The sequence below is a fragment of the Brucella sp. NBRC 113783 genome (genome assembly GCF_040372265.1).
Classification (GTDB): domain Bacteria; phylum Pseudomonadota; class Alphaproteobacteria; order Rhizobiales; family Rhizobiaceae; genus Brucella; species Brucella teleogrylli.
This window is the reverse complement of record NZ_BAABRX010000012.1, coordinates 52,689-78,131: the sequence shown is the minus strand read 5'-3', so window position 1 is coordinate 78,131 and position 25,443 is coordinate 52,689. Positions and strand designations below refer to the sequence as shown.

Genomic DNA, 25,443 nt, shown 5'->3' with positions numbered 1-25,443 from the left:
GTTTCTCTTCCTGCCGCCCTATTCGCCGGACCTGAACCCAATCGAAATGGCTTTCTCAAAACTCAAGGCACTTCTGAGAAAGCGAGCAGCACGCAGCTTCGACGCCATCTCAAAAGCACTTGGCGATATCATCAGTCTCTTCTCCATCAATGAATGCCAGAACTTCTTTAAGGCTGCTGGGTATGAGGCCGAATAAATGCGACACGCTTTAGAGCATTTCCAGCAAAAGCGCGTAGCGCCTACGCGGGGAAATCAGTCCAGTGGACTGATTTCTGATCCCGCTTCGATACGTAGGATAATGCGTAAAAACAAATAGATAGAGCGGTTCCTCGATTCCGTTTTAACCGGAACCGCTCTAGAACACCTGCTTCCACCGTCAGCTGTCAGCAATGTGTGATTATGGCTTGCGCCTGCTATAGTCCCAAAGGGATTTATTGCTTGACGAAACGGCAATTGCGCCCTCTTTCATTGCCTTTGCTAAATCGGTCTCATCACAGATAAAGCCGGAAGCTACGATAGGCGGGAGACGGCGTTTGTCCTCTGCAGAGAGATAGCCGAGCATGGGCGATGGCATGATCTGCACCAGATTGGGCCCGCTTTGCGAAACCGCCTTCAGGCTGCGCGGCCAGGTGGACCGGTCGGTCACAAAGACTTTCTGCATGGTCAGAAGGCCGCATTGCGCGGCCTTCTGGATTGTTGGAACACGGGTCGACAGCAGAACCGAAATGCCAATCTCGGCAAGGAATTCGATAGCTCCCTTGTCCTGCGACAGGCCTTCGCAACTGTCGATGTTCAGAACGATCAGCTTGTTGCTTTTTTTGAGCGCGTTGAGCACTTCGGCCACATGGCGCAAGGCAATGTTGGCGACAATGCCCACTTCCGCCTTGCTGTCCAGAAATGCCTGAAGATTATCCACGCCGTAGAGCGTCGCCATCACCGGCGTTCGCAAAAGCCGCTCACCGATCGTTCTGTCCAATGTCATTCCATCATTTTCCGTCTCTTGGCATGTCGAGCGAAAGTCCGAGCTTGCCGGGGTTAAGTAGATTGTCCGGGTCGAGCGCCTTCTTCACCGTTTCGAGGAGAGGAAACGCAGAACCCAGAGCGTCCTTCATGTAAGGCGCGCGGAGCAGTCCGACGCCGTGGTGATGGCTCAAGGCTGCACCATACTTGATTAGAACGGCATTGGCAGCATCCCAGGCAGCACGATACCATTCGGCGCGCTTTTCCACTTCCACGTCGCCACGCAGCGAGAAATAGAGGCAGGCGCCGTCGACATAGGCATGCGACTGATGCGCCGAACCGGCCAGCGTCCCCGGCACTGCATTGATTGCAGCGACGACCTCGTCGTAGATCGCAGGCAGATCGCGCCAGCATCCCGTCATTTCCAGCGTATCGGCAACAAAGCCCGGGCTGCGCTTGAAGCCTTCGGCGCTCTTGCCGGTCAGATAGCGCGTGTCGAGCCACTTTTCGAAGATCGTCTCACCATCGAGCTTGTCACCGAGTTCGGCGCAAACCTTCTCGCTGATCGCCATCACGGCGTCGACCATTTCCTGAGCGCCTTCATCGGCGATCAACAGCACGTTGCTTTCCGGCAGGCCGAACTGCACACCGCTTTCCAGCTCGTCGTAAAGACGCAGTGCTGCGGGATTGGCGCCGCCCTGCATGATGCGGCGGCAGGCTTCCAGACCGATGCCGAAGCTCTTGAAGCCATAGGCGATCGCGCGGGCATAATCCGGCAGACGATGCAGTTTAAAGCGCGCCTTCACGATAATGCCAAGCGTGCCTTCCGAACCGATGAATATCTGCTGGAGATCGGGTCCGATGGCTGCACGGGCATAGTTTCCAACCGTCACCAGCGAACCGTCCGCCAGCACGACTTCCATGCCGTACACCATGTCCTCGATCTTGCCATAGCGTGTCGAAAGCTGACCTGCGCCGCGGCAAGCGATCCAGCCGCCCACGGTGCTGATACCGAATGAGGACGGCCAATGGCCCATGGTCATGCCAAAGTCGCGCTGGATCATCTCCTCGAAAATATCGCCGAACATGCCAGCTTCAACTTCAACGATCTGGCTGTCCGCATCGAAGCTGACGAAACGGTTGAGATTGCAGACATCAAGCACAATACCGCCGCGCAACGGGAGTGCCGCGCCCGTAACGTTGGAGCGTCCGGCAGAAACCGTAACCGGAACTTTTGCTTCATGCGCAAGGCGCATGACGGACTGAACCTGTTCGACCGTCGAAACGCGAACGAATACGCCGTCGACCGTTGCGGGCTTTCCACCCGTTTCCGCGACCATGGTGCGCGCCCACCAGTCGCGGGTGTTCACGACGACATCTTCGCGCGCTGTCAGAACTTCGTCTGCAACGCCCCGCAGCTTTTCAACGAGAGCAGCGTCTACGGCAACGGCGTTCTGAGCCAGATCGGCCTCGGTGCCGATTTCCTTGATGCTGCCGGCATAATGCGGCTGGGTCGGTGCGCCAACTACATAATTTCCACGATTATAACCGCGTTTGATGGCTTCCTTGCTGATCATATTCAGTTCGCTCCTATGAGAATGGATTTTTCTTTTTCGGTCGCAGCCACATAAGCGGCGACCTGACGGTCGATTTCGGTTTGGGGGAGACCAAGCTCCTCACCCAGCAAAGCGCCCACCTTGGCGGCGGCACGGGCGGAAGCATCGCGCGCCATCAGGCGGGCACGCATACGACGCGACAGCACGTCATCGATGGTCCGGGCAAGTTCATGCCGGGCGGCGTAGATGACTTCGCCGCCGGTATAGGGCAACCCTTCCACAATCGATTGGCCGAGTTCAGGACGAGCGGCCATCAGATCACTGACGAAGCGCGATTCCGTACCGTAACGTTCGCCCAGATGCGCCTCCATGCCACCCGAAGCGACGATTGCCTGCGCGTCATAACCGGCGGCACCGAGCAAAAAGGCTTTCTTGGTGGTGCAACGGCGGCGATCACCCAGAACTTTCGCGGCGGCATCCACCGTCTGTTCGGCCATATGGCGCGACGTCGTCAGCTTACCGCCCACAATCGTGACAAGGCCATCAGGCGCAACATGCACGGAATGGTCGCGTTTGACGTCCATGGTGCTGCCGCCCGATGAAGCGGCGACCAGCGGACGACATCCGGCAATGCTGCCGACAACATCATCTGGCGTCAGATCGATATTGAGCGCGCTGCAAGCGCCCTCGATCAGAAAATCGAGTTCTCGGCGGGTGCAATGCACATCATCGAGATCGCCCTGATAATCCTCATCGGTCGTGCCGAGATAGGAGACATTGCCCCAGCGCGTAATCGTCGCGCGGCGGCTACGCCCCGGCACCGGCACCGTCACCGTGCAGTCGTTGCGAATTTTCAGCCAGGGAATCGCGACGTGAACGCCTTTGGCCGGGCGCACATGCAACGGCTTTTCGCCATCCTTGCCAAGGCCCATCCAGTCGCGCAGCCAAACGCCTGTCGCCATAATGACTGTCTTGGCGCGCACCCGGATTTCCTTGCCCTCGACGGTATGAACGATTGCGCCATCAACCCGGCCCGAACTGCGGGTGATCTCGGCAACTTTCGAGTGGTTGAGGACCGTCGCCCCATAAAAGCTCGCAGAACGGGCAAGCGCCAGCGTCAGGCGCGCATCGTCAACGCGGGCATCGAAATACATCAGGCCACCGCGCAGATATTCGTCCTTGAAGGTCGGGCAATGCGCCAGCACTTCCGCCGCAGTCAGCTTCTGATGCAGGATGCCTTCGCGCCAGCCTCCAGCCAGATCATAGGTCCAGAGCAAGCCTTCAAACGCCTTGGCAAAGCGCGAGTCGAACACACCATCCCGCTCCAGAATCGGAAACAGGAAAGGCAGGCGCTGCACCAGATGACTGGCATTGCGGCGCAGGCGTTGGCGCTCCAGCAGGGAATGACGAACCAGCCCAAGATTGCCCTGTTCGATATAGCGCAAGCCGCCATGCACCATCTTGGAGGATTTCGATGATGTACCGGATGCGAAATCATCCTTCTCGACCAGCGCAACACGAAAGCCGCGCAGACTTGCGTCGAAGGCGCAGTAAGCCCCGGTCACGCCGCCGCCGACGATCAGAATATCGTAGGTTTCGGTGGCAAGACGGTCTTCCTGTTCCGAACGGTTCAGCCGCAGCGGTTCGGTGCGGATCATCCGGGCGCGATCCTTGTCCGCGCGCCGGGAGCGCAGATTCAGCATTTCAACTCCTGTTTAATGATAGTGACCGGATCGAACGCGTGCGACTTCCTCTTCCGTGAGGGAATGCCACCGCGCTCTGCGGTCCTGTCTTTCCGCTTCGCTGGTCTTGGGGATAAAGAGATTGCCTTCGGGCAGCGTGCCGCGAGCTTCAGCAAGGTCGCTCCAGAGCAAGCCATCGCTGGCTGCCAGGAATGCGGTTCCCCGCAGGCTCGCGCGATCCTGATCCGCCATGCGCCGCACCGGCACACCGCTGAGATCGGCCTGCAGCTGAAGCAGCGTATCGCTGGAGGAAAGCCCTCCGCCTGCCACCACTTCCCGAACCGGAACGCCCGCCACTTTAGAGCTCGCCTCCGCACAGGAAACGACCGAATGCGCAATACCTTCCAGAATGGCATGAGCAAGATGCGCCCGGCTATGTGCCATCGAGAGCCCGGTCAGTGATGCCCGGCCATCGGGAACGATGTTCGGCTGGCGCAATCCCGTCAGGGTCGGCATGAAGAACAGGCCATCGGAAGACGGTACAGTTGCAGCCAGTTCGCTGATTTCCTTGGCATTCTCGAACCAGCGCATTTCATTACAGAGCCAGTTGAGCGCCGATCCGGTTGTGGCGGCATAGGTCTCGACCGCAAAATGCGAGAGGTTCTCGCTCCGCCAGGCCGTCATGGTGAAAGTTGCCTCGTAGAGGCCGGGATTCTTTGGCGTCTGCTTTCCGATCACAAGATCGACGAAACTGCCCGTACCGTGTACGCACATGGCCTGCCCTGCATCGTGACAGCCAAGACCGACAAGACCACCGAGCTGATCGCCGCAAGAAGCCTTGATCGGCACGCGGATACCGAGAATATCCTGGCGCGTATAACCGAAATCGTCAGCGTCCTGTTTCAGCTCGGGCAACAGCTCCGGCGGAAAATCCTGCGCCTCCACCCATTCGGTGAAGTAGCGGTTCTCAGCGAGAATATAGGCACCGGCAGAAGTCGCATTCGTCGGCGTGGTGACGGCCTTGCGTTCTTCGGACAGATTCCACAGCAGCCACGTGTCGACCGTGCCGAAAGCAAGCCTTTTCGCCTTCCATGCCTCGCGCACGACGGGCGTCTCCTGCATGTGGCGCGCCGCCCATAAATAGATCGCGCGTCCGCCCACAGGACGTCCGGCAAGCGACACGAGTTTCGCGTCCCAGATGGCTCCGAGTGGTTTCAGTTCTTCGGCATAGCGCGAATCCTGCCAGACCATGGCGGGAACCAGCGCCCGGCCCGTTTGCGTATCCCACAGAACACCGGTGGCGCGTTGCGTGGCGATTGCCATTGCAGCAATCTCCACGCCCGCATCACGTGCGGCTGCAATGGTCTTGCCGCACATTTCGATGGTCTTTTGCAAAAGAACATCGGCGTCCTGCTCCACCACGTTGTGACGTGGTGAAGAGACGGCAAGCGTCGTGTAATTGACGGCGGAGACCGAACCGTCGGCCGCGACGAGCGCGGCCCTGGTTCCGGACGTTCCTTCATCAATGGCCAGAATGGCCTGTCTGCGTCCGTTCACATTATCCTCCGTTGTTACCGGTCGCCTTCGAACTGCGGCGCATTTGGCTCGTCATCTGGGCTGACCTTGGTGCGGGTCGGATCCCACTGAATGATTGAGCAGATGATGCAAGCGATCAGTGGAACCACCGACAGGATCAGGAATGTCGGGCCGAGGCCGTAGCTCTCACGAAAGAGCGGAAAGACCAGCAGGCCAAGGGCCGCTCCCATGGCGCCGAGTGCACCGATGATGCCGTTGGCGCCTGCACGCAGTTCGCTTCGGAACGAGAGCGACGACAGGCTCTTGCCGTTTGCGCCCGGACCACCGGAATGGAACAGGATGAACAGCGAAGGCACGATCACCGCGAGCCATGTCGGCATGGTGTCATGGAACAGGCCCATGATGACCAGCATGACGAAGACTGCACCAAAACCGATGGCGGAAGCCTTGCGCAGGCCAAGCACGCGCCCGATGACAGGTGAAGAAAAGCCGCCGATGATACCGAATACGTTGAACACCAGCGTGCCCAACATGGCATAGATGAAATCCTTGCCGAACAGCGCCGCACTGATGAGGGGTAGATACCAGCCCACAGCAAAATATTGGATGGATTGCCCGATCTGGACAGTGGCCGCTAGAATAGTGCGGGGCAGATAGATGCCACGGAAAATCAGGGCAACATTGGCAATGCCGCGGCGGGCCTGATTGAGAACCGGTAGACGGTCTTCCGGAAGAGCGGCAACGAAATCGCGATGATAGATGCGGGTCATCGCACGGGCGGCCTCTTCCAGCCTTTCCTTGCGGGCAAGCCAGATCGGGCTTTCAACCATGAACACTGCCTGAAGCACCATGATGGCAAAGGCAAAGATACCAGTGGCCGCGACGGAATAGCGCCAGATCGCATCACCCACATCCCAGCTGTAGAACAGCATGGCCAGAAGCACATTGGTACAAACGGCTGTGTACCAGATGCCCTGCCATGTATTGAGACGGCTGCGCAGGCGCGCAGGGGTGAACTCTGCAAGTACGGCCATGGCGATGGCAAAGTCGATACCGTAGGCGGCGCCAACGAAGAAGCGTCCAAGAAGAATGACTTCATAGGAATGCGCCGTCATGACCAGCACTGCGCCGATGAGCGCGATGAGCTTTGCGAAAATCAGCGGGCGCATACGCCCCCAACGGTCGGCAATCCAACCACCAATCGGATTGAACGCGATCGACACCCATGCGGCGAAAGAGGTCATCAATGCGACCTGCGCCGCATCCAGTCCCAGATCGCGTGTCATTGGCCCAAGGCCTGCGCTCAATGCCGAATTGGCGAAGGCGTCAAGAAACAGGCCACCAAGGGCAAGCCACCAGATGACACCGGCGCGGCCTCGAATGCCGTCATTCGCATCTATGTAGGAAATGATATCCGGTACGCCCCTAAGGGCTATTTTGCTTCCGTGCATTACGGCGTCCTCCCAACGTCGCTATGACATCTGCAAGAGGACTTATCCGGATTCCAGACGCAACAAGACCACCCTTGCAGATGGTCTTAAATCTTCAGTCTGCATTTGTGGTTATAGCCACTTTTTAAGAGGAGTCAATGCACCACTTTTATCGCAGAAGCGATGCTGGATAACGCCGCTCTGAAGGAGGTCGCACGGGCGGGCCAGCGCCGGGTATTGGCCGCAATCAAGACTTCAGCGCGCCAAGCAACTCTAGCAGCCCGGCTTTCAATGCCGCGACATCATCCTCTTCGGCGCGCAACGCAATCTCGTTCATCGCGCCGTTGAGCAGTATGGCAAGCATAGTCGGGCCAGCTGAGAAGCGGATGGCGCCGGCATCAATCGCCTCTTCTACGCCGATGCGGAGGAGATCAAAGGAAAGTTCGCGATCAAGCGCTTCCCATCTTTCGCGCCCGAGTACACCTGGCGCATCGATAACAAGTATGCGACGGCTTTCCGGTCGGAGCATAAAGTCAATCCACGCGAGAGAACCCTGCTCCAGCGCCTCGACAGGATTGGTCAAACCCTCGGTTGCGATTCGGATCTCCTCAGCCGCATCAACGGCGAGATCGCGACACACCACCTCGAACAAATCCGACTTGTCCCGATAGTGATGATAGAGTGCGCCTCGTGTCACACCGGCTGCGGCTATGATCGCCTCCGTGCTGGTTTGCGCATAGCCTTCCCGGGCAAACAGTGTTCGCGCCGCAGCAACCAACCGCCCCTTGGTCTGGCTCGTGCGAAGTTCATTCTTGGTCATTTCCGCTTCCTTCGGAATTTCATTGACAGACAGTCTGTTTGTTTTTAAGTCTGCCAAGAAAACAGATAGTCTGTTTGTTTCTAATAGGCAAGGAGGCCAGTATGCGATTTACCGACCGCTACCCCATCATCGTCACCCCAAACAAAGACGCGGCGCGCGACTTTTGGGCTAAATATCTTGAGTTTGAGGTGGCTTTCGATAGTTCATGGTTTTGCCTGCTCGTCGCAGAGGGCGGAACGGCCTCAATCGCCTTCATGACACCGGATCATCCTTCGTCGCCCCCCGGCCCCGAAATTTACGCCGGAAGCGGGCTTTGCTTCGAAATGGAAGTTGCGGACGCAAAGGCCGCCCATGAGGAACTGGCAGGCAGGGGGCTGCCAATTACTTATCCGCTCACTGAAGAGCCTTTCGGCCAGCGCCGCTTTGGCTTTGCAGATCCAACTGGCTTGTGGGTGGATGTGGTCGAGCAAATCGCGCCGCAAAGACACTTCTGGGACAAATATATGGTGTGATCCACACAATTCATCATCGCTCTCTAAACCGTGAGATGGTTCCGCGCCCTTTGTGTGTCGAGAACCTCCGCTGGACCGTCCAGCACGATCTCGCCGCGGTCCATGATGTAGACATGGTCGGCAAGTTCGCGACAGAAATCGAGATATTGTTCGACCAGAAGAATGGCCATGCCGGTGGAATCACGCAGATAGCGGATGGCGCGACCAATATCCTTTATGATGGAAGGCTGGATGCCTTCCGTCGGCTCGTCGAGCACCAGAATGCGCGGTTTCAGCACCATGGCGCGACCGATTGCCAATTGCTGCTGCTGGCCGCCGGACAGATCGCCGCCGCGACGCGGCAACATATCCTTCAGCACCGGAAAGAGATTGAATATCTCGTCGGGAATGAAGCGTTCCGAGCGCTTCAGCAAGGCATAGCCGGTTTCGAGGTTTTCCTTCACCGTCAACAGCGGAAAAATCTCGCGCCCTTGTGGAACATAGCCCATGCCGCGGCTGGCGCGCGCATAGGGCGGCAGGCCTTTCATGTCTTCATTGTCGAACACGACATGCCCGCCGCTCAGCGCCTGTTGCCCGGTAATGGCGCGCAGCAGGCTGGACTTGCCGACACCGTTGCGCCCCAGAACACAGGTAATGCGCCCCGCTTCTGCCTTCAGCGACACCCCGCGCAGGGCCTGCGCCGCGCCATAGTGAAGGCTCACATTTTCAACGCTCAACATCTGTAGCCTTTCTAGCGCCCAAGGTAATTTTCGATCACCTTCGGATCGGAACTGACGAAATCGATGGACCCTTCCGCAAGCACGCTGCCTTCTGCGAGACAGGTCACCTTGACGCCCAGCTCGCGGATGAAGCCCATATCGTGCTCCACCACCACGACCGAACGTGTTTTGGCGATCTCCTTCAGGAGAATGGCCGTCTCGGCGGTTTCGGCATCCGTCATGCCCGCCACTGGCTCGTCGACCAGCAGAAGCTTGGGCTCCTGCGCCAGTAGCATGCCGATTTCGAGCCATTGTTTCTGCCCATGCGAAAGATTGGCGGCGAGTTCATCACGCCGCGCCCACAGCCGCACCGTTTTCAATATGTCTTCGATGCGCTCGCGATCCGCCTTGTCCTGCCGGTAGAGCAATGTCGCCCACACACCGCGCTTGCGGTCCAGCGCAAGCTCGATATTGTCCCAGACACTGTGGCTCTCGAACACGGTCGGCTTCTGGAATTTGCGCCCGATGCCGATCTGGGCGATATCGGCCTCATCCTTCCTGGTCAGATCGATATTGCCCTCGAAGAAAACCTCGCCCTCATCCGGTTTGGTTTTGCCGGTAATGATATCCATCATCGTCGTCTTGCCCGCGCCGTTGGGGCCGATAATGGCGCGCAATTCGCCCGGTTCGATGACGAAGGACAGCGAGTTCAGCGCCTTGAATCCATCGAAGGAGACGGACACACCGTTGAGATAGAGCAGGCTGTTGGTGCTTTCGGTCATGGTGTCTCTCACTCCGCAGCCGATGCTTGCAGTTTGGCCTCATCGCCGGATGGGGTGGTTGCCGGTTTGCGCGACGCCATGAAGGCGCGGAACGTGCCGACAATCCCTTTCGGCAGGAACAGGGTAACGGCAACGAAGAGCGCGCCGAGCACGAACAGCCACATTTCCGGGAAAGCCGTTGTAAAGACGCTCTTGCCGAAATTGACCAGCACGGCCCCGATCACCGGCCCGACCAGCGTTGCCCGACCGCCCACGGCAGTCCAGATCACGACCTCGATGGAATTGGCCGGCGTGAATTCGCCGGGATTGATGATGCCGACCTGCGGCACATAGAGCGCGCCCGCCACTGCCGCCATCATCGCCGAAACCGTGAAGATGAAGAGCTTGTAGTTTTCCGGGCGATAACCCAGAAAACGCGTGCGGCTTTCCGCGTCGCGCACGCTGACCAGCACCTTGCCGAATTTCGATTTGACGACTGCCGAACTGAAGATCAGCGCGACGGCCAGCACGAGTGCGGAAGCAGCGAAGAGTGCGGCGCGCGTACCGTCTGCCTGAATGTTGAAACCCAGAATATCCTTGAAATCGGTCAGGCCGTTATTGCCGCCAAAACCCATCTCGTTGCGGAAAAAGGCCAGCATCAGGGCATAGGTCATGGCCTGCGTGATGATCGACAGATAGACGCCGGTGACGCGGGAGCGGAAGGCGAACCAGCCGAAGACGAAAGCCAGGAGCCCCGGCACCAGCAGCACCATCAGCAAAGCAAACAAGAAATGGTCGAAGCCGAACCAGTACCACGGCAGTTCCTTCCAGTTGAGGAACACCATGAAATCCGGCAGGTCGGGATTGCCATAAACGCCGCGCGCGCCGATCTGCCGCACCAGATACATGCCCATGGCATAGCCGCCGAGTGCGAAGAAGGCGGCATGGCCGAGCGAGAGAATGCCGCAAAAACCCCAGACCAGATCAAGCGCCAGCGCCAGCATGGCATAGGTCAGATATTTGCCGATGAGCGACACCATATAGGTCGGCACATGCAGCGGATGATCCGGCGCCGTCAGCAGATTGAGAGCCGGAACGACCAGCGCAGCCGCGATCAGGATTGCAGCGGCGATAAAGACACCGCGGTCGAGTTTTTTGAACAGAAATGCCGTGATCATGCTTCCACCGCCCTGCCCTTGAGAGCGAACAAACCGCGCGGGCGCTTCTGGATAAAGAGAATGATGAGGACCAGCACCAGAATCTTGCCGAGCACCGCGCCGGCATAAGGTTCGAGGAACTTGTTCAATATACCGAGCGAGAAGGCGCCGACGAGTGTACCCCACAAATTGCCGACACCGCCGAACACCACCACCATGAAGCTGTCGATGATATAACCCTGCCCGAGATTGGGCGACACATTATCGATCTGCGACAGGGCCACGCCCGCCATGCCGGCAATACCGGAACCGAGCGCAAAGGTGAAAGCATCGACATAAGGCGTGCGAATGCCCATTGACGACGCCATGCGGCGGTTCCGCGTGACGGCGCGCATTTGCAGGCCGAAGTTCGACCGCTTCAAGACGGCCAGCAGCGTGAAAAACACGGCCAGCGAAAACACGATAATCCACAGGCGGTTCCAGGTCACGGTCATGCCGCCGAGTTCGAAAGCACCCGACATCCAGGAGGGATTGCCGACTTCACGGTTGGTCGGCCCGAACACCGAGCGCACAGCCTGTTGCAGGATGAGCGAAATGCCCCATGTCGCCAGCAATGTTTCCAGCGGACGACCATAGAGAAAGCGGATTACGCCGCGCTCGATCACCAGACCGACCAGCGCGGTAAACAGGAACGCCAATGGCAGGGCGATGGCCAGCGACCAGTCGAACAGGCCGGGATAGCTGGTGCGGATGACCTCCTGCACCATGAAAGTGACATAGGCGCCCAGCATGACCATTTCGCCATGCGCCATGTTGATGATGCCCATGACGCCGAAGGTAATGGCAAGGCCGATGGCCGCAAGCAGCAGGACGGAGCCGAGCGACAGCCCGTACCAGACATTCTGCCCGGCGTCCCAGAAAGCCTGCCTTTGTTCGATATGACCGATGGCTGTATCGAGCGCGGCGGCAAGCTCTGGCTGCGCATTGGCGCGGGCGGCATTCAAAACCGACAAAGTGGAACGATCGCCATTGTCCTGAAGAAACTGCGTCGCCTTGAGCTTGTCGGCAACCGGACGGTCCGATGCCAGCAGCGCCGCAGCCTGCGCCTTTTCCAGAAGGGCGCGGATCGCGTCGTCCTGTTCCTTGGCCAGTGCCGCCTCGATCGGCTCAAGCGCATCCGCATCGGCGCTTGCGGCAACGATCTCCGCAGCCTTCAGCCGTTCGGCCCGGTTGGGACTCATCAGCGTGAGACCGCCCAAGGCCGTGCGAACCGCGCGGCGGACGGAATTGTTGACCTTGACCTTGTCCATCGCGGCTTTGGGCGCTTCACCCGTCGCCTCTCCGCTGACAGGATCGGTAAGCTGGAAATTAGCGCCGGATGCTTTCGTGATGAAGACGCGACCATCCGACTTGCGTGCATAAAGATCGCCATCGCCAAGCGCGTTCAGCACAGGCACGACGCGCGTGTCGCCGGTGCCCGCAAGCTCGGAAATTCGTTCCTGCATCTGGGCAAAATTCGCCTTGCCCAACGCATCGACAAGCCCCTGAAATTCATCCGCCCGGGCTGTCGTCGCAAGTGCGGCAAACAGGACGGACATGACGAGCAGGACGGCCCGTATCCGGCGCTCCATGGCTGATTTCCTCCATAATAGCTGCATTCTCTATTGTGATTGCAAGGGGCGGGCCCGTTCTGCCCGCCCTCTGCATCCCCCGTTATCAGGACCCGCCCTGACCGCCGCACTTGCCCGTTTCGACGTTAAAGTTGCCGCAGGACATCGGCTTGCGCCAATCGGAGATCAGGTTCTTGGAATCCGGCAGATAATCGGACCATTCGTCACCGACGATCAGGCCCGGCGTCTGGCTGACGATTTCAAACTGACCGTTGGACTGGATTTCGCCGATCAGCACCGGCTTGGTGATGTGATGGTTCGGCATCATTGTCGAATAGCCACCCGAAAGATTAGGTACGGAAACGCCGACCAGCGCGTCGATCACCGCATCCTGATCCGTGGTTCCGGCCTTTTCGACGGCCTTCAGCCACATGTTGAAACCGATGAACGATGCTTCCATCGGATCGTTGGTGACGCGCTTGTCGTCCTTGGTATAAGCGCGCCAGGTTTCAATGAACTTGGCGTTGGTCGGATTATCGACGGATTGGAAATAGTTCCAGGCTGCGAGATGGCCGACCAGTGGCGCGGTGTCGATACCGGCCAGTTCTTCCTCACCGACCGAGAAGGCCACGACCGGGATATCTTCCGCCTTCACGCCCTGATTGGCGAGTTCCTTATAGAACGGCACATTGGCATCGCCATTGACGGTCGAAACCACGGCGGTCTTCTTGCCTGCACCGCCAAAACCCTTGATCGCCGCCACTTCCGTCTGCCAGTCGGAGAAACCGAACGGCGTGTAGTTGACGCGGATATCTTCCGGCTTCACGCCCTTGGACAGCAGATAGGCTTCCAGAATCTTGTTGGTCGTGCGGGGATAGACATAGTCGGTGCCTTCCAGAACCCAGCGTTCGACGCCTTCGTTTTCCATCAGGTAATCGACAGCGGGTATGGCCTGCTGGTTGGGCGCCGCACCGGTATAGAACACATTGCGCTCGGATTCCTCGCCTTCATATTGCACCGGATAGAACAGGATATTGTTCAGTTCCTTGAAGACCGGCAGGACCGATTTGCGCGACACCGAGGTCCAGCAGCCGAACACGGCCGCAACCTTGTCCTGCGAAATGAGCTGGCGGGCCTTTTCCGCAAAAAGCGGCCAGTCCGAAGCCGGATCGACAACGACAGCCTCAAGCTTCTTGCCCAGAAGGCCGCCCTTCTTGTTCTGCTCTTCTATGAGCATCAGCATGGCGTCCTTGAGTGTCGTTTCCGAGATCGCCATCGTGCCCGACAGCGAATGGAGAATACCGACCTTGATCGTGTCTTCTTCGGCGAGTGCGCCAGAAAGGCTAGGGATGGTGAGCGCGCTTGCAAAAAGTGCGGCAAGCATCTGCGACCGGAATGTCATTGCGTGTCCCTCTCTGTTGATTGGTCCCGATTTTTCGGGTTATCGCCAACTATTGGGGAGAGGACGCCGTTTCCTTATACGTTAAATGACGTAGTTACCGGGGTGAAACATGCATTAGCACGATGCATGAGAGAATTTACCTGCTATCTCTCTTTGAAACGGCACAGCATGAGCCGGAGGGGAAATGGAGCAGCATGGCAGCGCGGCAACGCATCATCCCGGTCCGACGGGAATATAACCGCTGGGTCGCGGATGAAACGCTGGAAGATTACGCGCTGCGCTTCACCGCGAAAAGCGCGCGCCGCTTTTCGTCCAATCGCATTGCCCACACCGCCATCGGCGCGATCTCCTTCCTCGCGCTCGAAGCCATCGGTGGCGCGATCACGCTATCCTACGGCACCAGCAACGCCGTAGCCGCCATTATCGTCGCAAGCCTCGTCATGCTGGCGGTCGGCCTGCCGATAAGCCGCTATGCCATACGCCACGGCGTGGACATAGACCTTCTGACACGCGGCGCGAGTTTTGGCTATATCGGATCGACCGTCACCTCGCTCATCTACGCGACCTTCACCTTCCTGCTCTTCGCCATCGAAGCTTCCATCATGTCGGGCGCTCTGGAACTGGCCTTCGGCATCCCGATGTGGATCGGCTATGTCATCAGCGCCGTCGTGGTCATACCGCTCGTCACCTATGGCGTGCGTATGATCAGCCGCTTTCAGATTGCAACCCAGCCCTTCTGGATCGCGCTCAATATTCTGCCCTTCATCTTCATCGCACTGGCAGACTGGGGAAAGTTCGACCTCTGGCCGACCTTCTCCGGCGTTCAGGCTGGATTTACCGGCGGCGATAGCGCGCCCTTCGTACTGGCGCAGTTCGGGGCCGCCTCGGCAGTCATTCTGGCACTGATGGCGCAGATCGGCGAGCAGGTCGATTTCCTGCGCTTTCTGCCCCCGGAAGGCCAGCGCAAATGGCGGCACAAGATCGCGGTCTTTCTCGCCGGTCCCGGCTGGGTCGTGCTCGGCGCGCCCAAACTGCTGGCCGGATCGTTTCTGGTCGTACTGACGCTGAGCGCCGGTGTTCCCGCCAATGTCGCCGCCGATCCGGCGCATATGTATCTGACCGCGTTCGGATATATGATCCCGTCCCATACGGCGGCCTTGCTGTTGACCGTTGCCTTCGTGGTGGTCTCGCAACTGAAGATCAACGTCATGAACGCCTATGCCGGATCGCTTGCGTGGTCTAACTTCTTTTCCCGCCTGACGCACAGTCATCCCGGGCGCGTCGTCTGGCTAGTGTTCAATGTGTGTATCGGCCTTCTTCTGATGCAGCTTGGCATTTACAAGGTGCTGGAACAGACGCTCGGCGTCTTCTCCATCGTTGCCATGGCCTGGCTTTCCACGATTTCCGCCGATCTCTTCATCAACAAACGTCTTGGCCTGTCGCCGCCCGGTATCGAATTCAAACGCGCTCATCTCTATGACATCAACCCGGTTGGCACCGGCACCATGGCCATTGCATCATTCGCGTCATTGGCCGCCCATTTCGGGGCGTTTGGCACCATGGCCGCAGCACTTGCGCCTTTCATCGCGCTTCTGGTGGCCTTCATCGTTTCACCGCTGATCGCGTGGAAAACAGGCGGCAAATATTACCTCGCCCGCAAGCCCCGCCAAAGCTGGCAAAGCAAGCTCGCTATCACCTGTTCGGTCTGCGAGCATGATTTCGAGCCGGAGGACATGGCCTGGTGTCCGGCCTATGCGGCCCCGATCTGCTCGCTGTGCTGTTCGCTCGACAGCCGCTGCCACGATCTTTGCAAACCGAAAGCGCATCTGCGCGCCCAAAGCGCCAAAGTAGCCAATGCGCTGCTGCCCGCCGCCGTCATCGAAAAGCTTTCGACGCGGCTCGGGCGCTATGCCGTGACGGTTGCGGTTTCCATGGCATTTCTCGCTACCATCCTTGCGCTCGTCGCCTATCATGCGGGCGCGGCATCGCCGGAAACTGCGCAGGTCGTCAATCGCACGATCCTGATTGTGTTTTTCGTTCTGGCACTGATCGCCGTCATCGTCTGCTGGTTCTATGTGCTGGCGCATGACAGCCGCATCGTTGCGGAAGAGGAATCCTCGCGACAAACCGCACTTCTTTTAAAGGAAATCTCCGCGCACAAAAGAACCGACGCGGCGCTGCAACAGGCCAAGGACAATGCGGAAGCCGCCAACCGGGCCAAAAGCCGCTATGTCGTTGGCCTCAGCCACGAATTGCGAACGCCGCTGAATGCGGTGCTGGGTTACGCCCAGATATTGGAGCGCGACGAAACGATTCCCCCAGCCCGGCAGCCTTCGATCAAGCTGATCCGCCGCAGCGCCGATCACCTTTCGGGCCTGATCGACGGGCTTCTCGATATATCCAAAATCGAAACCGGCCATTTGCAGGTCTATTCCAACGAAATCAATCTGCATGATTTTCTCGACCAGATCATCGACATGTTGAAGCCGCAGGCGGAAGCCAAGGGCATAAGTTTCCGCTACCGCAAGGTCGAAGCGCTGCCGCAATATGTGCGCACTGACGAAAAGCGCCTGCGTCAGATTCTAGTCAATCTGCTCACCAATGCGATCAAGTTCACCGAGAAAGGGGAAGTCGCGTTGGAGATTGCCTATCGCAATCAGGTCGCCACCTTCAGGATCATGGATACCGGACGCGGCATTGCGGACAAGGACCTTGAGCGCGTTTTCGAACCCTTCCAGCGCGGCGAGGCCGAACATACCCGCCATCTGCCGGGCCTCGGTCTCGGCCTGACCATCACCAAACTCCTGACCAATACGCTTGGCGGTGAGCTTTCCGTCACCAGCGCCTATGGCAAGGGGTCCACATTTCAGGTTCGATTGATGCTGGGCGCCATCGACCGCCCGATCAATCTGGCCGCACCGACGCGAAAAATCCAAAACTATACCGGCCCGCGCCGCACTCTCATTGTGGTCGATGACAATGACGATCATTGCGCGCTGATGCGTGAAATCCTGACGCCGCTTGATTTCATCGTACTGACTGCCAAAAGCGGGACGGAATGCCTGACACTGATCGAAGGTATTCGTCCCCACCTCTATTTTATCGACATCCGAATGCCGCAGATGAATGGCTGGGAACTGGTGACCCGCTTGCGCGAAAAGGGAGAGATCGCGCCGATCATCATGCTCTCGGCCAATATCGGCGACGGCACCCGGCCCGACAGCCTGCCGGACAATGCGCATAACGACACGCTGACGAAACCATTCGATATCCGGCAGATTCACGCCAAACTGGCGGTGCATCTGGGTATCGACTGGGTTTACGAAGAGAACCAGGAAAAAAAACCGCAGTCGCGCGCTACAAGCATCAACAGCCCCGCGATTGCCGATTTGCAGGAACTGATCCGTTTGGGGGAGATCGGCTATGTTCGCGGCATCGAAGCCAAGCTCGCCCTTCTGGCGCAGGATGAACACCTTCAACCCTTCGTCGACAACGCGCGCGAATATATACGCGCCTTCAACATGTCGGGCTACGATATGTTCTTGCGCAATCTGGAACAGAAAATGGATAACCGGCCATGAGCGTTCTTCCCCGCGACACGGTTCTTATCGTTGACGATTCTCCGCAGACGCTCGGCTTCCTGACCGAAGCGCTGGAACAGGCTGGCTACTCCGTGCTGATCGCAACATCCGGCAGCGCTGCGCTTGGCATTGCTGAACGTATCACACCGGACATGATCCTGATGGATGCAATTATGCCCGGAATGGACGGGTTCGAGACCTGCCGCCGGCTCAAGGCAAATCCAGCCATCTCGCAGGTGCCCATCGTATTCATGACCGGCCTGACAGAAACTGAACATATCGTCCATGCGCTGGAAGCGGGCGGTGTCGACTATTTGACCAAGCCCATCAATATTGATGAGCTGCGGGCGCGCATAAGGGTGCATCTCACCAATGCCCGCTCCGTGCAGAGTGCCCGCGTCGCGCTCGACGCCAGTGGCAGACATCTGTTTGCGGTGGACCGTGACGGCGCCATTCTCTGGTCCACGCCGCAGGCGATGCGCCTGATGGATAGTGCCAGTGAGAATGGGAACGGCCAGCTGCTTTTGCAGCAAAAATGCGCCGAGTTGCTACGGGCACGGGACCGACAAGGAATCTCCAATGATAGCCCGGAATTCGTCACGACCAACGGGCAGATATCCCTGCAACTGGCGCATCTCGGTTCGACCGGTCCCAATGAGTTTTTGTTCCGGCTGACTGCGATCAGCGAAAACGGCGAACAGGACATGCTACGCCGTCACTTTGGCCTGACGGCGCGAGAAAGCGATGTTTTACTTTGGGTAGCCCATGGAAAAACAAATCGTGACATCGGCACTATTCTCGACCTGAGCGCTCGCACTGTGAACAAACATCTGGAGCAAATCTATATTAAACTTGGGGTCGAGAACCGTGCGGCAGCAGCTGTGAAGGCTACCATCGTTCTTCATAGATAAAAGCTTGGCACTCCAGGAAGCGCCATTTTTACTTCTGCGTGAACAGAGAGCTTGAGTTGCATTATTTGCGATCAGAAAAATTTTCAGCGTTCGCAACTGCTGCGGCGAAGAGTTCGTCTCGGGATCGGGTCCCGACCCCACTTTGCAAGCCCTCGTCAACGAAGTGCTGCATAGCGGCAATTTTATCGCTGCGCATCTGATCTTTACGGATCAAATCGCGCACATAGTCGCTCGCGTTTGAATAGCGCCCTGTCTTTGCCTGCGCCTCAACCCATTCTTTCATCGGATGAGGGAGCGATACGTTCATGGTTGCCATTTAAGTCTCCCTTCTTTGGCTTACATTGTGCATTGGCAAAGTTTGTCAATTCAATTTCAACGACTCTGCCGCAGTGACTATGTGCCGAAGTTGTGGCAACGAAGGAGGATGAAAGCACTCAGAGCATCATTACGTGATAATCAGATTGCGACCACCTTTGTGGCGTTTATCTGCGCGTTTTTGATGCTTCAGGGAATGCTGTCGGGCTTCACACACAGCGCCATGGCTGGAAGTGAATACGAGAATGTACTCGGAGTAATCTGCTCGACCGCCGGAGCAGTTCATCTGCAAGCCAATGAAGATGACCACAAAACGCCGTCCAAATCTGGTGATTGCCCGTGTGCTTCTCTTTGCCGACTGGCATCGAGTGCCCTGCAAGTTGCGCTGACACCCACCCAGGCGTCTTTTCAGGAGCCCATTCGCAGCACCAGTCTGGTCCGATATTCAGTAATTTCGGCAGCCTCCAGTCCACAATCAAGTTTCTATTCTGAAGCCAGAGCTCCGCCGCCAATCTCCTGAACAGTTCACCTGGCGCAACCCGCCACATGGAATTCAGGAGAATTGCAATGTCTGAAGACACTCAAGGCGCGGCGCGTTTCGCATCCGCCCCATCCGATCTCTATCGTGCCGTTTGGCGCTGGCATTTCTATGCCGGTCTGCTTGTCCTTCCCTTTATGATCACATTGGCAATAACAGGTGCTCTGTACCTGTTTCAGAACGAACTCGACGGGATCGTTCACGCCGACCTCAAGCGCGTCCAAGTTCAGGAAACTTCAAAAGTTTCTCCATCGGCAATGGTGGAAGCATCTCTCAAAGCTGTACCGGGAACCGCGATCAAATTTACCGATCCGGCAAGCCCGAACAGCTCTGCCGAGATAACAGTAAACACGCCGGACAATGGGAAGGTCGCTGTTTACGTAAACCCTTATTCGGGAAGTGTGCTTGGATCGTTGCCTGATCGTGGCACAGTGATGTGGACAGTCCGATATCTGCACAGTCTGAAATATTTTGGGTCCTACGCCAGAATGGCGATTGAGATTGCCGCGGGATGGGCGATACTTCTGGTGGGAACCGGAATTTATCTCTGGTGGCCACGAAAGCAGTCCGGCGGTGTTGTGAGCGTGCGGGGCACTCCATCAAAACGTGTGTTCTGGAGAGATACGCATGCGGTAACCGGTATCGTTGTTGGTTTCTTTATCGTTTTCCTTGCCGTTACAGGAATGCCATGGTCTGGCGTGTGGGGTGGGAAGGTAAACGAATGGGTGAATGGCAACAATTTCGGATATCCTGCTGGCGTCCGTGTTGCCGTTCCCATGTCCGATGAACACCTTGATCATATTGCGAAAACAAGCTGGTCGCTTGAACAGGCGCAGGTTCCCATGTCGTCGGGCGACCATGACCAAATGAGTTCCATCGGCCTTGATAAAGCCGTGGCAAAATTTGACGATCTTGGGCTTCATCACGGTTACGCTGTCAATATTCCAACAACTCCGACGGGTGTATTTACCGGATCGGTCTACCCTGATGATCTGTCGCAACAACGGGTTGTCCACCTCGATCAATATTCAGGAAATGTTTTGATCGATATGAGCTATGCAGACTATGGGCCGCTTGGAAAAGCGCTGGAATGGGGAATTAATACCCATATGGGCCAGCAGTTCGGTCTCGCCAACCAGATTATCCTGGCGCTTGCCTGTATTGGCATCGTGCTCTTGGCGGTTTCTGCCGGGGTTATGTGGTGGAAGCGGCGTCCCGAAGGCTCTCTTGGCGTTCCGCCGATACCGGGTGACAGGCGGGTATTCAGAGGCCTGTTGCTTATTCTCGTGATTGGCGGAATTGTGTTCCCACTCGTGGGAGCATCCCTGCTCGTGATGCTCGTCCTTGACTCGATTTACACACGCTCGCGAGACCGAGCGAGAGCCAATCGGAAAGCACGAGCCTAGCATCCACTTTGCTATTTCTTAGAGCACGAAACTGACCATCCTCGATGGTCAGTTTCGTAAAATTGAGGCCGATCTGGAAAGCTGGCCAGCCTTCGCGTAGCGGACTTAAAACTCCCAGTCTTCATCCTCTGTCGCCACGGCCTTGCCGATGACATAGGAAGAGCCCGAACCGGAGAAGAAGTCGTGGTTTTCGTCAGCATTCGGCGAAAGTGCTGACAGGATAGCCGGATTGACCTTACAGGCCTCAGCTGGAAACAACGCTTCATAACCGAGATTCATCAGCGCCTTGTTCGCGTTATAATGCAGGAACTTCTTGACGTCTTCGGTCAGGCCGACGCCGTCATAAAGCGCTTCCGTATAGCGAACCTCATTATCGTACAGCTCAAGCAGCAGCTCGAAAGCAAAGTCCTTAATTTCCTGCTTCTGCGCTTCGCCCAGCACTTCAAGCGTACGCTGGAACTTGTAGCCGATATAATAGCCATGTACGGCTTCATCGCGGATAATGAGCCGGATAAGATCCGCCGTATTGGTGAGCTTGGCGCGGCTCGACCAAAACATCGGCAGATAGAAACCCGAATAAAACAGGAAGCTCTCCAGAAACACACTGGCGATCTTCTTCCTGAAAGGATCATCCGCACGGTACTGTTCGAGGATCAGTTCAGACTTGCGTTGCAGGAACTCGTTTTCTTCCGACCAACGATAGGCGTCATCAACGTCTGGTGTCAGACAAAGCGTGGAGAAGATCGAAGAATAGGAGCGCGCGTGGACCGCTTCCATGAAGGCGATGTTGGAAAGCACCGCCTCCTCATGGGGCGTTGCCACGTCCTCCATCAGCCCCACTGCGCCGACGGCGTTCTGGATCGTGTCGAGCAGGGTCAGACCCGTGAAGACACGGATCGTCAGCTGCTTTTCCTGCGGCTTCAACGTTTCCCAGGACTGGATATCATTGGAGAGCGGCACCTTTTCCGGCAGCCAGAAATTACCCGTCAGTCGGTTCCAGACTTCCAGATCCTTGTCGTCTTCGATGCGGTTCCAGTTGATGGCGCGCACGAGACCCGGGGTCTTTCCTTTGCCGGTTTTGAATTGCATGTTCATTGGATTTCCTCTGGTCACATCTGGAACTTACAAAGCGCAGGAAACGCAGCCTTGCACCTGTGTCCCCTCAAGCGCCATCTGGCGCAGCCGGATGTAGTAGATCGTCTTGATGCCTTTCTTCCAGGCATAGATTTGAGCCCGGTTGATGTCGCGGGTCGTGGCCGTGTCGCGGAAGAACAAGGTCAGCGACAGACCCTGATCGACATGCTGGGTCGCAGCCGCATAGGTGTCTATGATCTTTTCCGGCCCGATCTCATAGGCGTCCTGATAGTAATCGAGATTATCATTGGTCATGAATGCAGCCGGATAATAGACGCGACCGATCTTGCCTTCCTTGCGGATCTCGATCTTGGACACAATCGGATGGATCGAAGAGGTGGAGTGATTGATATAGGAGATAGACCCGGTCGGCGGCACGGCCTGTAGGTTTTGGTTATAGAGGCCACCCTCCATCACCGCCTTTTTCAAATCGCGCCAGTCATCCTGCGTGGGGATCGCGATGCCTGCCTTTTCGAAAATCTCACGTACCTTTTCGGTCGCGGGCTGCCAACACTGATCCGTATATTTGTGGAAATATTCACCTGACGCATATTTGGATTTTTTAAAACCGCTGAACGATTTGCCCGCTTCGACGGCAATGCGGTTGGAAGCACGCAGAGCGTGGTAAGTCACGGTGTAGAAATAGATATTCGTGAAATCCACCCCTTCTTCCGAACCGTAGAAAATCCGCTCACGGGCCAGATAGCCATGCAGGTTCATCTGACCAAGGCCGATGGCGTGGCTTTCATCATTACCGCGCGCGACAGACGGCACCGAGCTGATATGGCTCATATCAGAAACCGCCGTCAGCGCCCGAATGGAGGTCTCGATGGTCTTTCCAAAATCCACTGAATCCATCGCGGCTGCAATGTTGAGCGACCCCAGATTACACGAAATATCCTTGCCGAGATGGGCATAGGAAAGGTCTTCATTAAAGATGCTGGCTTCGCTCACCTGCAGAATTTCCGAGCAAAGATTGCTCATGGTGATGCGCCCGTCGATTGGGTTGGCGCGGTTCACCGTGTCCTCGAACATGATATAGGGATAGCCGGACTCAAACTGGATTTCCGCCAGAACCTGGAAGAATTCGCGCGCGTTGATCTTCCGCTTGTGGATGCGCGCATCATCGACCATTTCACGATATCTTTCCGTGACCGAAATCTCGGTCAGCGGCTGACCATAGACCCGCTCCACGTCATAAGGCGAAAAGAGATACATATCCTCATTGTTGCGGGCGAGTTCAAAGGTGATATCCGGGATCACCACACCGAGCGACAAGGTCTTGATACGGATTTTCTCATCGGCATTCTCGCGCTTGGTGTCGAGGAAGCGCATGATATCGGGATGATGGGCATGCAGATAAACCGCACCGGCTCCCTGTCGTGCGCCAAGCTGGTTGGCGTAGGAGAATGAATCCTCCAGAAGCTTCATCACGGGAATAATGCCCGAAGACTGGTTCTGGATCTGCTTGATCGGCGCGCCGGATTCGCGAATATTCGTCAGGCTCAAGGCCACGCCGCCACCGCGTTTGGAAAGCTGCAATGCGGAATTGATGGAACGTCCGATGGACTCCATATTGTCCTCCACCCTCAACAGGAAACAGGACACGAGTTCGCCGCGCTGCTTCTTGCCCGCATTGAGGAATGTCGGCGTTGCAGGCTGATAGCGACCGGAAATGATCTCATCGACAAGGTCACGCGCCAGTTGCTCGCTGCCGCGCGCCAATACCAGCGCCACCATGCAGACGCGGTCTTCATAGCGCTCCAGATAGCGCTTCCCGTCGAAGGTTTTCAGCGTGTAGCTGGTGTAATATTTGAAGGCGCCCAGAAATGTCGGGAAACGGAACTTTCTCGCATAGGCCTCATCGAAAAGATCACGCACGAAATTGAAGGAATACTGGTCGAGCACGGCCTGCTCGTAATAGTTCTCGGTTACCAGATAATCCAGCTTCTCCCGCAGATTATGGAAGAAGACCGTATTCTGATTGACGTGTTGAAGAAAATATTGCCGCGCAGCTTGCCGGTCACGGTCCAGTTGGATGTTGCCTTCATCGTCATAGAGATTGAGCATTGCGTTCAGCGCATGATAGTCCAGCCCATCCGTAGATTTGACGGGCTTGGGGCTGTTCCACGCTGCCGCTTGTGGCGCGTCCTCCGCAATCGGCTCTGCATCGCGCTCGCGGATCAGGGTTGTGTCTGCCGTGTCCAAAATCGTTCCATCCCGTTCCTGACATTGCCAATGTCTTCATCGGTTCCCAAAAGCTCGAAGCGATAAAGATAGGGAACCTGACATTTGGCAGAGATTATTTTGCCGGCTATGCCAAAAGCTTCGCCGAAATTGCTGTTGCCCGCGGCGATCACGCCGCGGATCAGCGAGCGATTGCCCGCATTGTTGAGAAACCGGATGACGGGCTTTGGCACCGCCCCCTTGTTTCCACCGCCGCCATAGCTTGGCGTCATGAGCACGAATGGCTCGTCTATCTGCAACGGGCTCGTGTCATCCTCACCCCTTTGCAGGATGGGAATGCGCCTCGCGCGCATTCCAAGCCGCTCTACGAAACGGTGCGTGTTCTCGGAGCGACTGGAAAAATAGACAAGGAGACCCATTGCAGAACTCATGCAAAGCCACGGTCACGAAAGGCCGTTGATCATATCCGGGCGAAAACCGGCCCAGTGGGTTTCACCGGCCACGACGACCGGCACCTGTCGGTAACCCAGCCCCGTCACGAGATCGAAAGCCTCCATATCTGCAGAAATGTCGATGACCTGATAATCGATCCCCTGGCGGTCGAGGGCGCGGGTTGTTGCGGTGCACTGGACGCAAGCGGGTTTGCTATAGACGGTAACGTTCATTTCTTCCTCACTGGATTGGGAGCAAGCTGACTGGGACCCGTCCGCCGTATGGGGGACAGATGCGCATAAAAAATCGTTCGCGCACGGGACATGCGCGTGAAGACGGACAAAATGGGGAAAGTCAGCGATGCATGAGCACCACTGGACCGCGCAAAATCACCTCTGGAAAGGTGGTCCTGAACTGAAAGGACAATACAAACTGGACAATGTGTCAGACATGGACTTCACCCCGAAGCTAGTGAGCGGGTATTCGGGGTAACAATCGGCAAGAAGCACAACTCGCCTCAATGACTGCACACCAACCGGACACCCCGCCCGTGGACGTTCATTGCTCAAGGCAGGTCTCCTGGCTCACGGGTTAGCGCCCTTGTCGGTCTTCCCAGCTTACGCCAGTGACATGATCAACAAGAACTCACCGTTTACAGTTGCGGGGGCAGCTTCGGCTTCGTCTCAACCTTCATGGCGGCGACTCACCGAATTCCCTCTTAGCTTTCGACCCATCGAATCGAAAGAACCTAGAACACTATATATAGTATTCTAAGTTAAAAATCGGTCAATAGATAGTTGCGGAAAACGCGCGTC

22 protein-coding genes and 1 riboswitch are annotated in these 25,443 nt (G+C 57.0%); of the genes, 6 read left to right on the top strand and 16 right to left on the bottom strand.

All coding sequences use genetic code 11. The annotated features are described in order from the left end of the window. Window positions 1-196, top strand: a 196-nt coding sequence (locus ABWW11_RS22985; protein WP_353411653.1) for a transposase, incomplete at its 5' end; no start/stop codon positions are given. 201 nt (window positions 197-397) lie between these two features. Here ABWW11_RS22985 and ABWW11_RS22980 read toward each other — a convergent pair. The 6 genes from ABWW11_RS22980 to ABWW11_RS22955 form a co-directional block, all read right to left on the bottom strand. Continuing rightward, on the bottom strand, window positions 398-982 hold the full coding sequence (locus tag ABWW11_RS22980; protein ID WP_109366272.1) for a glycerol-3-phosphate responsive antiterminator: 585 nt from the start codon (window positions 980-982) through the stop codon (window positions 398-400). 4 nt (window positions 983-986) lie between these two features. Beyond that, the gene (locus ABWW11_RS22975) at window positions 987-2,537 is read right to left on the bottom strand and encodes an FAD-binding oxidoreductase (RefSeq protein ID WP_109366273.1); all 1,551 of its coding nucleotides are present in this window, start codon (window positions 2,535-2,537) and stop codon (window positions 987-989) included. A 2-nt stretch (window positions 2,538-2,539) separates the two neighbouring features. Further along, the gene (locus ABWW11_RS22970) at window positions 2,540-4,219 is read right to left on the bottom strand and encodes a glycerol-3-phosphate dehydrogenase/oxidase (protein WP_109366274.1); all 1,680 of its coding nucleotides are present in this window, start codon (window positions 4,217-4,219) and stop codon (window positions 2,540-2,542) included. A 12-nt stretch (window positions 4,220-4,231) separates the two neighbouring features. After that, window positions 4,232-5,755, bottom strand: a complete 1,524-nt coding sequence (locus ABWW11_RS22965; RefSeq protein ID WP_109366275.1) for an FGGY-family carbohydrate kinase — start codon at window positions 5,753-5,755, stop codon at window positions 4,232-4,234. Between the two features lie 14 nt (window positions 5,756-5,769). Further along, entirely contained in the window at window positions 5,770-7,185 is a 1,416-nt protein-coding gene (locus ABWW11_RS22960; RefSeq protein ID WP_109366276.1) for an MFS transporter, read from the bottom strand. A 226-nt stretch (window positions 7,186-7,411) separates the two neighbouring features. Beyond that, window positions 7,412-7,984, bottom strand: coding sequence for a TetR/AcrR family transcriptional regulator (locus ABWW11_RS22955; RefSeq protein WP_109366277.1), 573 nt, complete (start codon window positions 7,982-7,984; stop codon window positions 7,412-7,414). 101 nt (window positions 7,985-8,085) lie between these two features. On the opposite strand from ABWW11_RS22955, the gene ABWW11_RS22950 reads away from it, so the two are divergent. Then, window positions 8,086-8,496, top strand: a complete 411-nt coding sequence (locus ABWW11_RS22950; protein WP_109366278.1) for a VOC family protein — start codon at window positions 8,086-8,088, stop codon at window positions 8,494-8,496. A gap of 23 nt (window positions 8,497-8,519) precedes the next feature. Here ABWW11_RS22950 and urtE read toward each other — a convergent pair whose 3' ends face one another. From urtE to urtA, 5 genes are all read right to left on the bottom strand, one after another. Next, window positions 8,520-9,215: an urea ABC transporter ATP-binding subunit UrtE gene (gene urtE / locus ABWW11_RS22945; protein WP_109366279.1), complete on the bottom strand. Its 696-nt coding sequence runs from the start codon at window positions 9,213-9,215 to the stop codon at window positions 8,520-8,522. A gap of 11 nt (window positions 9,216-9,226) precedes the next feature. Continuing rightward, complete coding sequence (urtD, locus tag ABWW11_RS22940; RefSeq protein ID WP_109366280.1) at window positions 9,227-9,976, bottom strand: urea ABC transporter ATP-binding protein UrtD; 750 nt, start codon at window positions 9,974-9,976, stop codon at window positions 9,227-9,229. 8 nt (window positions 9,977-9,984) lie between these two features. Next, complete coding sequence (gene urtC, locus ABWW11_RS22935; RefSeq protein ID WP_109366281.1) at window positions 9,985-11,133, bottom strand: urea ABC transporter permease subunit UrtC; 1,149 nt, start codon at window positions 11,131-11,133, stop codon at window positions 9,985-9,987. Beyond that, the gene (urtB, locus tag ABWW11_RS22930) at window positions 11,130-12,743 is read right to left on the bottom strand and encodes an urea ABC transporter permease subunit UrtB (protein ID WP_109366282.1); all 1,614 of its coding nucleotides are present in this window, start codon (window positions 12,741-12,743) and stop codon (window positions 11,130-11,132) included. The genes urtC and urtB overlap by 4 nt, the downstream gene beginning before the upstream one ends. Before the next feature lie 85 nt (window positions 12,744-12,828). Further along, on the bottom strand, window positions 12,829-14,106 hold the full coding sequence (gene urtA / locus ABWW11_RS22925; protein WP_371830842.1) for an urea ABC transporter substrate-binding protein: 1,278 nt from the start codon (window positions 14,104-14,106) through the stop codon (window positions 12,829-12,831). Window positions 14,107-14,318: 212 nt separating this feature from the next. On the opposite strand from urtA, the gene ABWW11_RS22920 reads away from it, so the two are divergent. Together ABWW11_RS22920 and ABWW11_RS22915 are read left to right on the top strand one after the other, a co-directional pair. Continuing rightward, complete coding sequence (locus tag ABWW11_RS22920; RefSeq protein ID WP_109366284.1) at window positions 14,319-17,705, top strand: hybrid sensor histidine kinase/response regulator; 3,387 nt, start codon at window positions 14,319-14,321, stop codon at window positions 17,703-17,705. Further along, window positions 17,702-18,616, top strand: coding sequence for a response regulator transcription factor (locus ABWW11_RS22915; protein WP_109366285.1), 915 nt, complete (start codon window positions 17,702-17,704; stop codon window positions 18,614-18,616). Before ABWW11_RS22920 ends, ABWW11_RS22915 begins: the two co-directional genes overlap by 4 nt. A 61-nt stretch (window positions 18,617-18,677) precedes the next feature. Here ABWW11_RS22915 and ABWW11_RS22910 read toward each other — a convergent pair whose 3' ends face one another. Further along, the gene (locus tag ABWW11_RS22910; RefSeq protein ID WP_109366286.1) at window positions 18,678-18,932 is read right to left on the bottom strand and encodes a type II toxin-antitoxin system ParD family antitoxin; all 255 of its coding nucleotides are present in this window, start codon (window positions 18,930-18,932) and stop codon (window positions 18,678-18,680) included. A gap of 108 nt (window positions 18,933-19,040) precedes the next feature. Here ABWW11_RS22910 and ABWW11_RS22905 point away from each other — a divergent pair, with 108 nt between their 5' ends. Together ABWW11_RS22905 and ABWW11_RS22900 are read left to right on the top strand one after the other, a co-directional pair. Next, window positions 19,041-19,451, top strand: coding sequence for a DUF2946 family protein (locus ABWW11_RS22905; protein WP_181375981.1), 411 nt, complete (start codon window positions 19,041-19,043; stop codon window positions 19,449-19,451). 47 nt (window positions 19,452-19,498) lie between these two features. Then, window positions 19,499-20,875 carry a PepSY-associated TM helix domain-containing protein gene (locus tag ABWW11_RS22900; protein WP_181375982.1) on the top strand — a complete coding sequence of 459 codons (1,377 nt, stop codon included), beginning with the start codon at window positions 19,499-19,501 and terminating at the stop codon, window positions 20,873-20,875. Window positions 20,876-20,980: 105 nt separating this feature from the next. On the opposite strand, the gene nrdF is transcribed toward ABWW11_RS22900, so the two are convergent. Genes nrdF through nrdH form a run of 4 tightly spaced genes read right to left on the bottom strand, consistent with a single transcriptional unit; the run spans window position 20,981 to window position 24,861 of the window. Next, entirely contained in the window at window positions 20,981-21,970 is a 990-nt protein-coding gene (gene nrdF, locus ABWW11_RS22895; RefSeq protein WP_371830840.1) for a class 1b ribonucleoside-diphosphate reductase subunit beta, read from the bottom strand. A gap of 27 nt (window positions 21,971-21,997) precedes the next feature. Beyond that, complete coding sequence (nrdE, locus tag ABWW11_RS22890; protein ID WP_109366289.1) at window positions 21,998-24,217, bottom strand: class 1b ribonucleoside-diphosphate reductase subunit alpha; 2,220 nt, start codon at window positions 24,215-24,217, stop codon at window positions 21,998-22,000. Beyond that, a complete protein-coding gene (nrdI, locus tag ABWW11_RS22885; protein ID WP_109366290.1) occupies window positions 24,193-24,615 on the bottom strand; it encodes a class Ib ribonucleoside-diphosphate reductase assembly flavoprotein NrdI in 423 nt (140 codons plus the stop codon). The genes nrdE and nrdI overlap by 25 nt, the downstream gene beginning before the upstream one ends. Before the next feature lie 24 nt (window positions 24,616-24,639). Then, window positions 24,640-24,861 (bottom strand): glutaredoxin-like protein NrdH, encoded by a 222-nt coding sequence (gene nrdH / locus ABWW11_RS22880; protein ID WP_109366291.1) that lies wholly within the window; start codon window positions 24,859-24,861, stop codon window positions 24,640-24,642. A 319-nt stretch (window positions 24,862-25,180) separates the two neighbouring features. Beyond that, window positions 25,181-25,395: riboswitch (cobalamin riboswitch) on the bottom strand. Window positions 25,396-25,443 lie beyond the last annotated feature (48 nt).

What these genes read in the sequence shown, in the direction of transcription:
- nrdI (WP_109366290.1), bottom strand. Translation starts at nt 24,615, where the DNA reads ATGGGTCTCCTTGTCTATTTTTCCAGTCGCTCCGAGAACACGCACCGT.
- urtB (WP_109366282.1), bottom strand. Translation starts at nt 12,743, where the DNA reads ATGGAGCGCCGGATACGGGCCGTCCTGCTCGTCATGTCCGTCCTGTTT.
- urtC (WP_109366281.1), bottom strand. Translation starts at nt 11,133, where the DNA reads ATGATCACGGCATTTCTGTTCAAAAAACTCGACCGCGGTGTCTTTATC.
- ABWW11_RS22960 (WP_109366276.1), bottom strand. Translation starts at nt 7,185, where the DNA reads ATGCACGGAAGCAAAATAGCCCTTAGGGGCGTACCGGATATCATTTCC.
- ABWW11_RS22915 (WP_109366285.1), top strand. Translation starts at nt 17,702, where the DNA reads ATGAGCGTTCTTCCCCGCGACACGGTTCTTATCGTTGACGATTCTCCG.
- nrdF (WP_371830840.1), bottom strand. Translation starts at nt 21,970, where the DNA reads ATGAACATGCAATTCAAAACCGGCAAAGGAAAGACCCCGGGTCTCGTG.
- ABWW11_RS22920 (WP_109366284.1), top strand. Translation starts at nt 14,319, where the DNA reads ATGGCAGCGCGGCAACGCATCATCCCGGTCCGACGGGAATATAACCGC.
- ABWW11_RS22980 (WP_109366272.1), bottom strand. Translation starts at nt 982, where the DNA reads ATGACATTGGACAGAACGATCGGTGAGCGGCTTTTGCGAACGCCGGTG.
- urtE (WP_109366279.1), bottom strand. Translation starts at nt 9,215, where the DNA reads ATGTTGAGCGTTGAAAATGTGAGCCTTCACTATGGCGCGGCGCAGGCC.
- ABWW11_RS22970 (WP_109366274.1), bottom strand. Translation starts at nt 4,219, where the DNA reads ATGCTGAATCTGCGCTCCCGGCGCGCGGACAAGGATCGCGCCCGGATG.
- nrdH (WP_109366291.1), bottom strand. Translation starts at nt 24,861, where the DNA reads ATGAACGTTACCGTCTATAGCAAACCCGCTTGCGTCCAGTGCACCGCA.
- ABWW11_RS22905 (WP_181375981.1), top strand. Translation starts at nt 19,041, where the DNA reads ATGAAAGCACTCAGAGCATCATTACGTGATAATCAGATTGCGACCACC.
- urtA (WP_371830842.1), bottom strand. Translation starts at nt 14,106, where the DNA reads ATGCTTGCCGCACTTTTTGCAAGCGCGCTCACCATCCCTAGCCTTTCT.
- ABWW11_RS22955 (WP_109366277.1), bottom strand. Translation starts at nt 7,984, where the DNA reads ATGACCAAGAATGAACTTCGCACGAGCCAGACCAAGGGGCGGTTGGTT.
- ABWW11_RS22950 (WP_109366278.1), top strand. Translation starts at nt 8,086, where the DNA reads ATGCGATTTACCGACCGCTACCCCATCATCGTCACCCCAAACAAAGAC.
- ABWW11_RS22900 (WP_181375982.1), top strand. Translation starts at nt 19,499, where the DNA reads ATGTCTGAAGACACTCAAGGCGCGGCGCGTTTCGCATCCGCCCCATCC.
- ABWW11_RS22910 (WP_109366286.1), bottom strand. Translation starts at nt 18,932, where the DNA reads ATGGCAACCATGAACGTATCGCTCCCTCATCCGATGAAAGAATGGGTT.
- ABWW11_RS22975 (WP_109366273.1), bottom strand. Translation starts at nt 2,537, where the DNA reads ATGATCAGCAAGGAAGCCATCAAACGCGGTTATAATCGTGGAAATTAT.
- urtD (WP_109366280.1), bottom strand. Translation starts at nt 9,976, where the DNA reads ATGACCGAAAGCACCAACAGCCTGCTCTATCTCAACGGTGTGTCCGTC.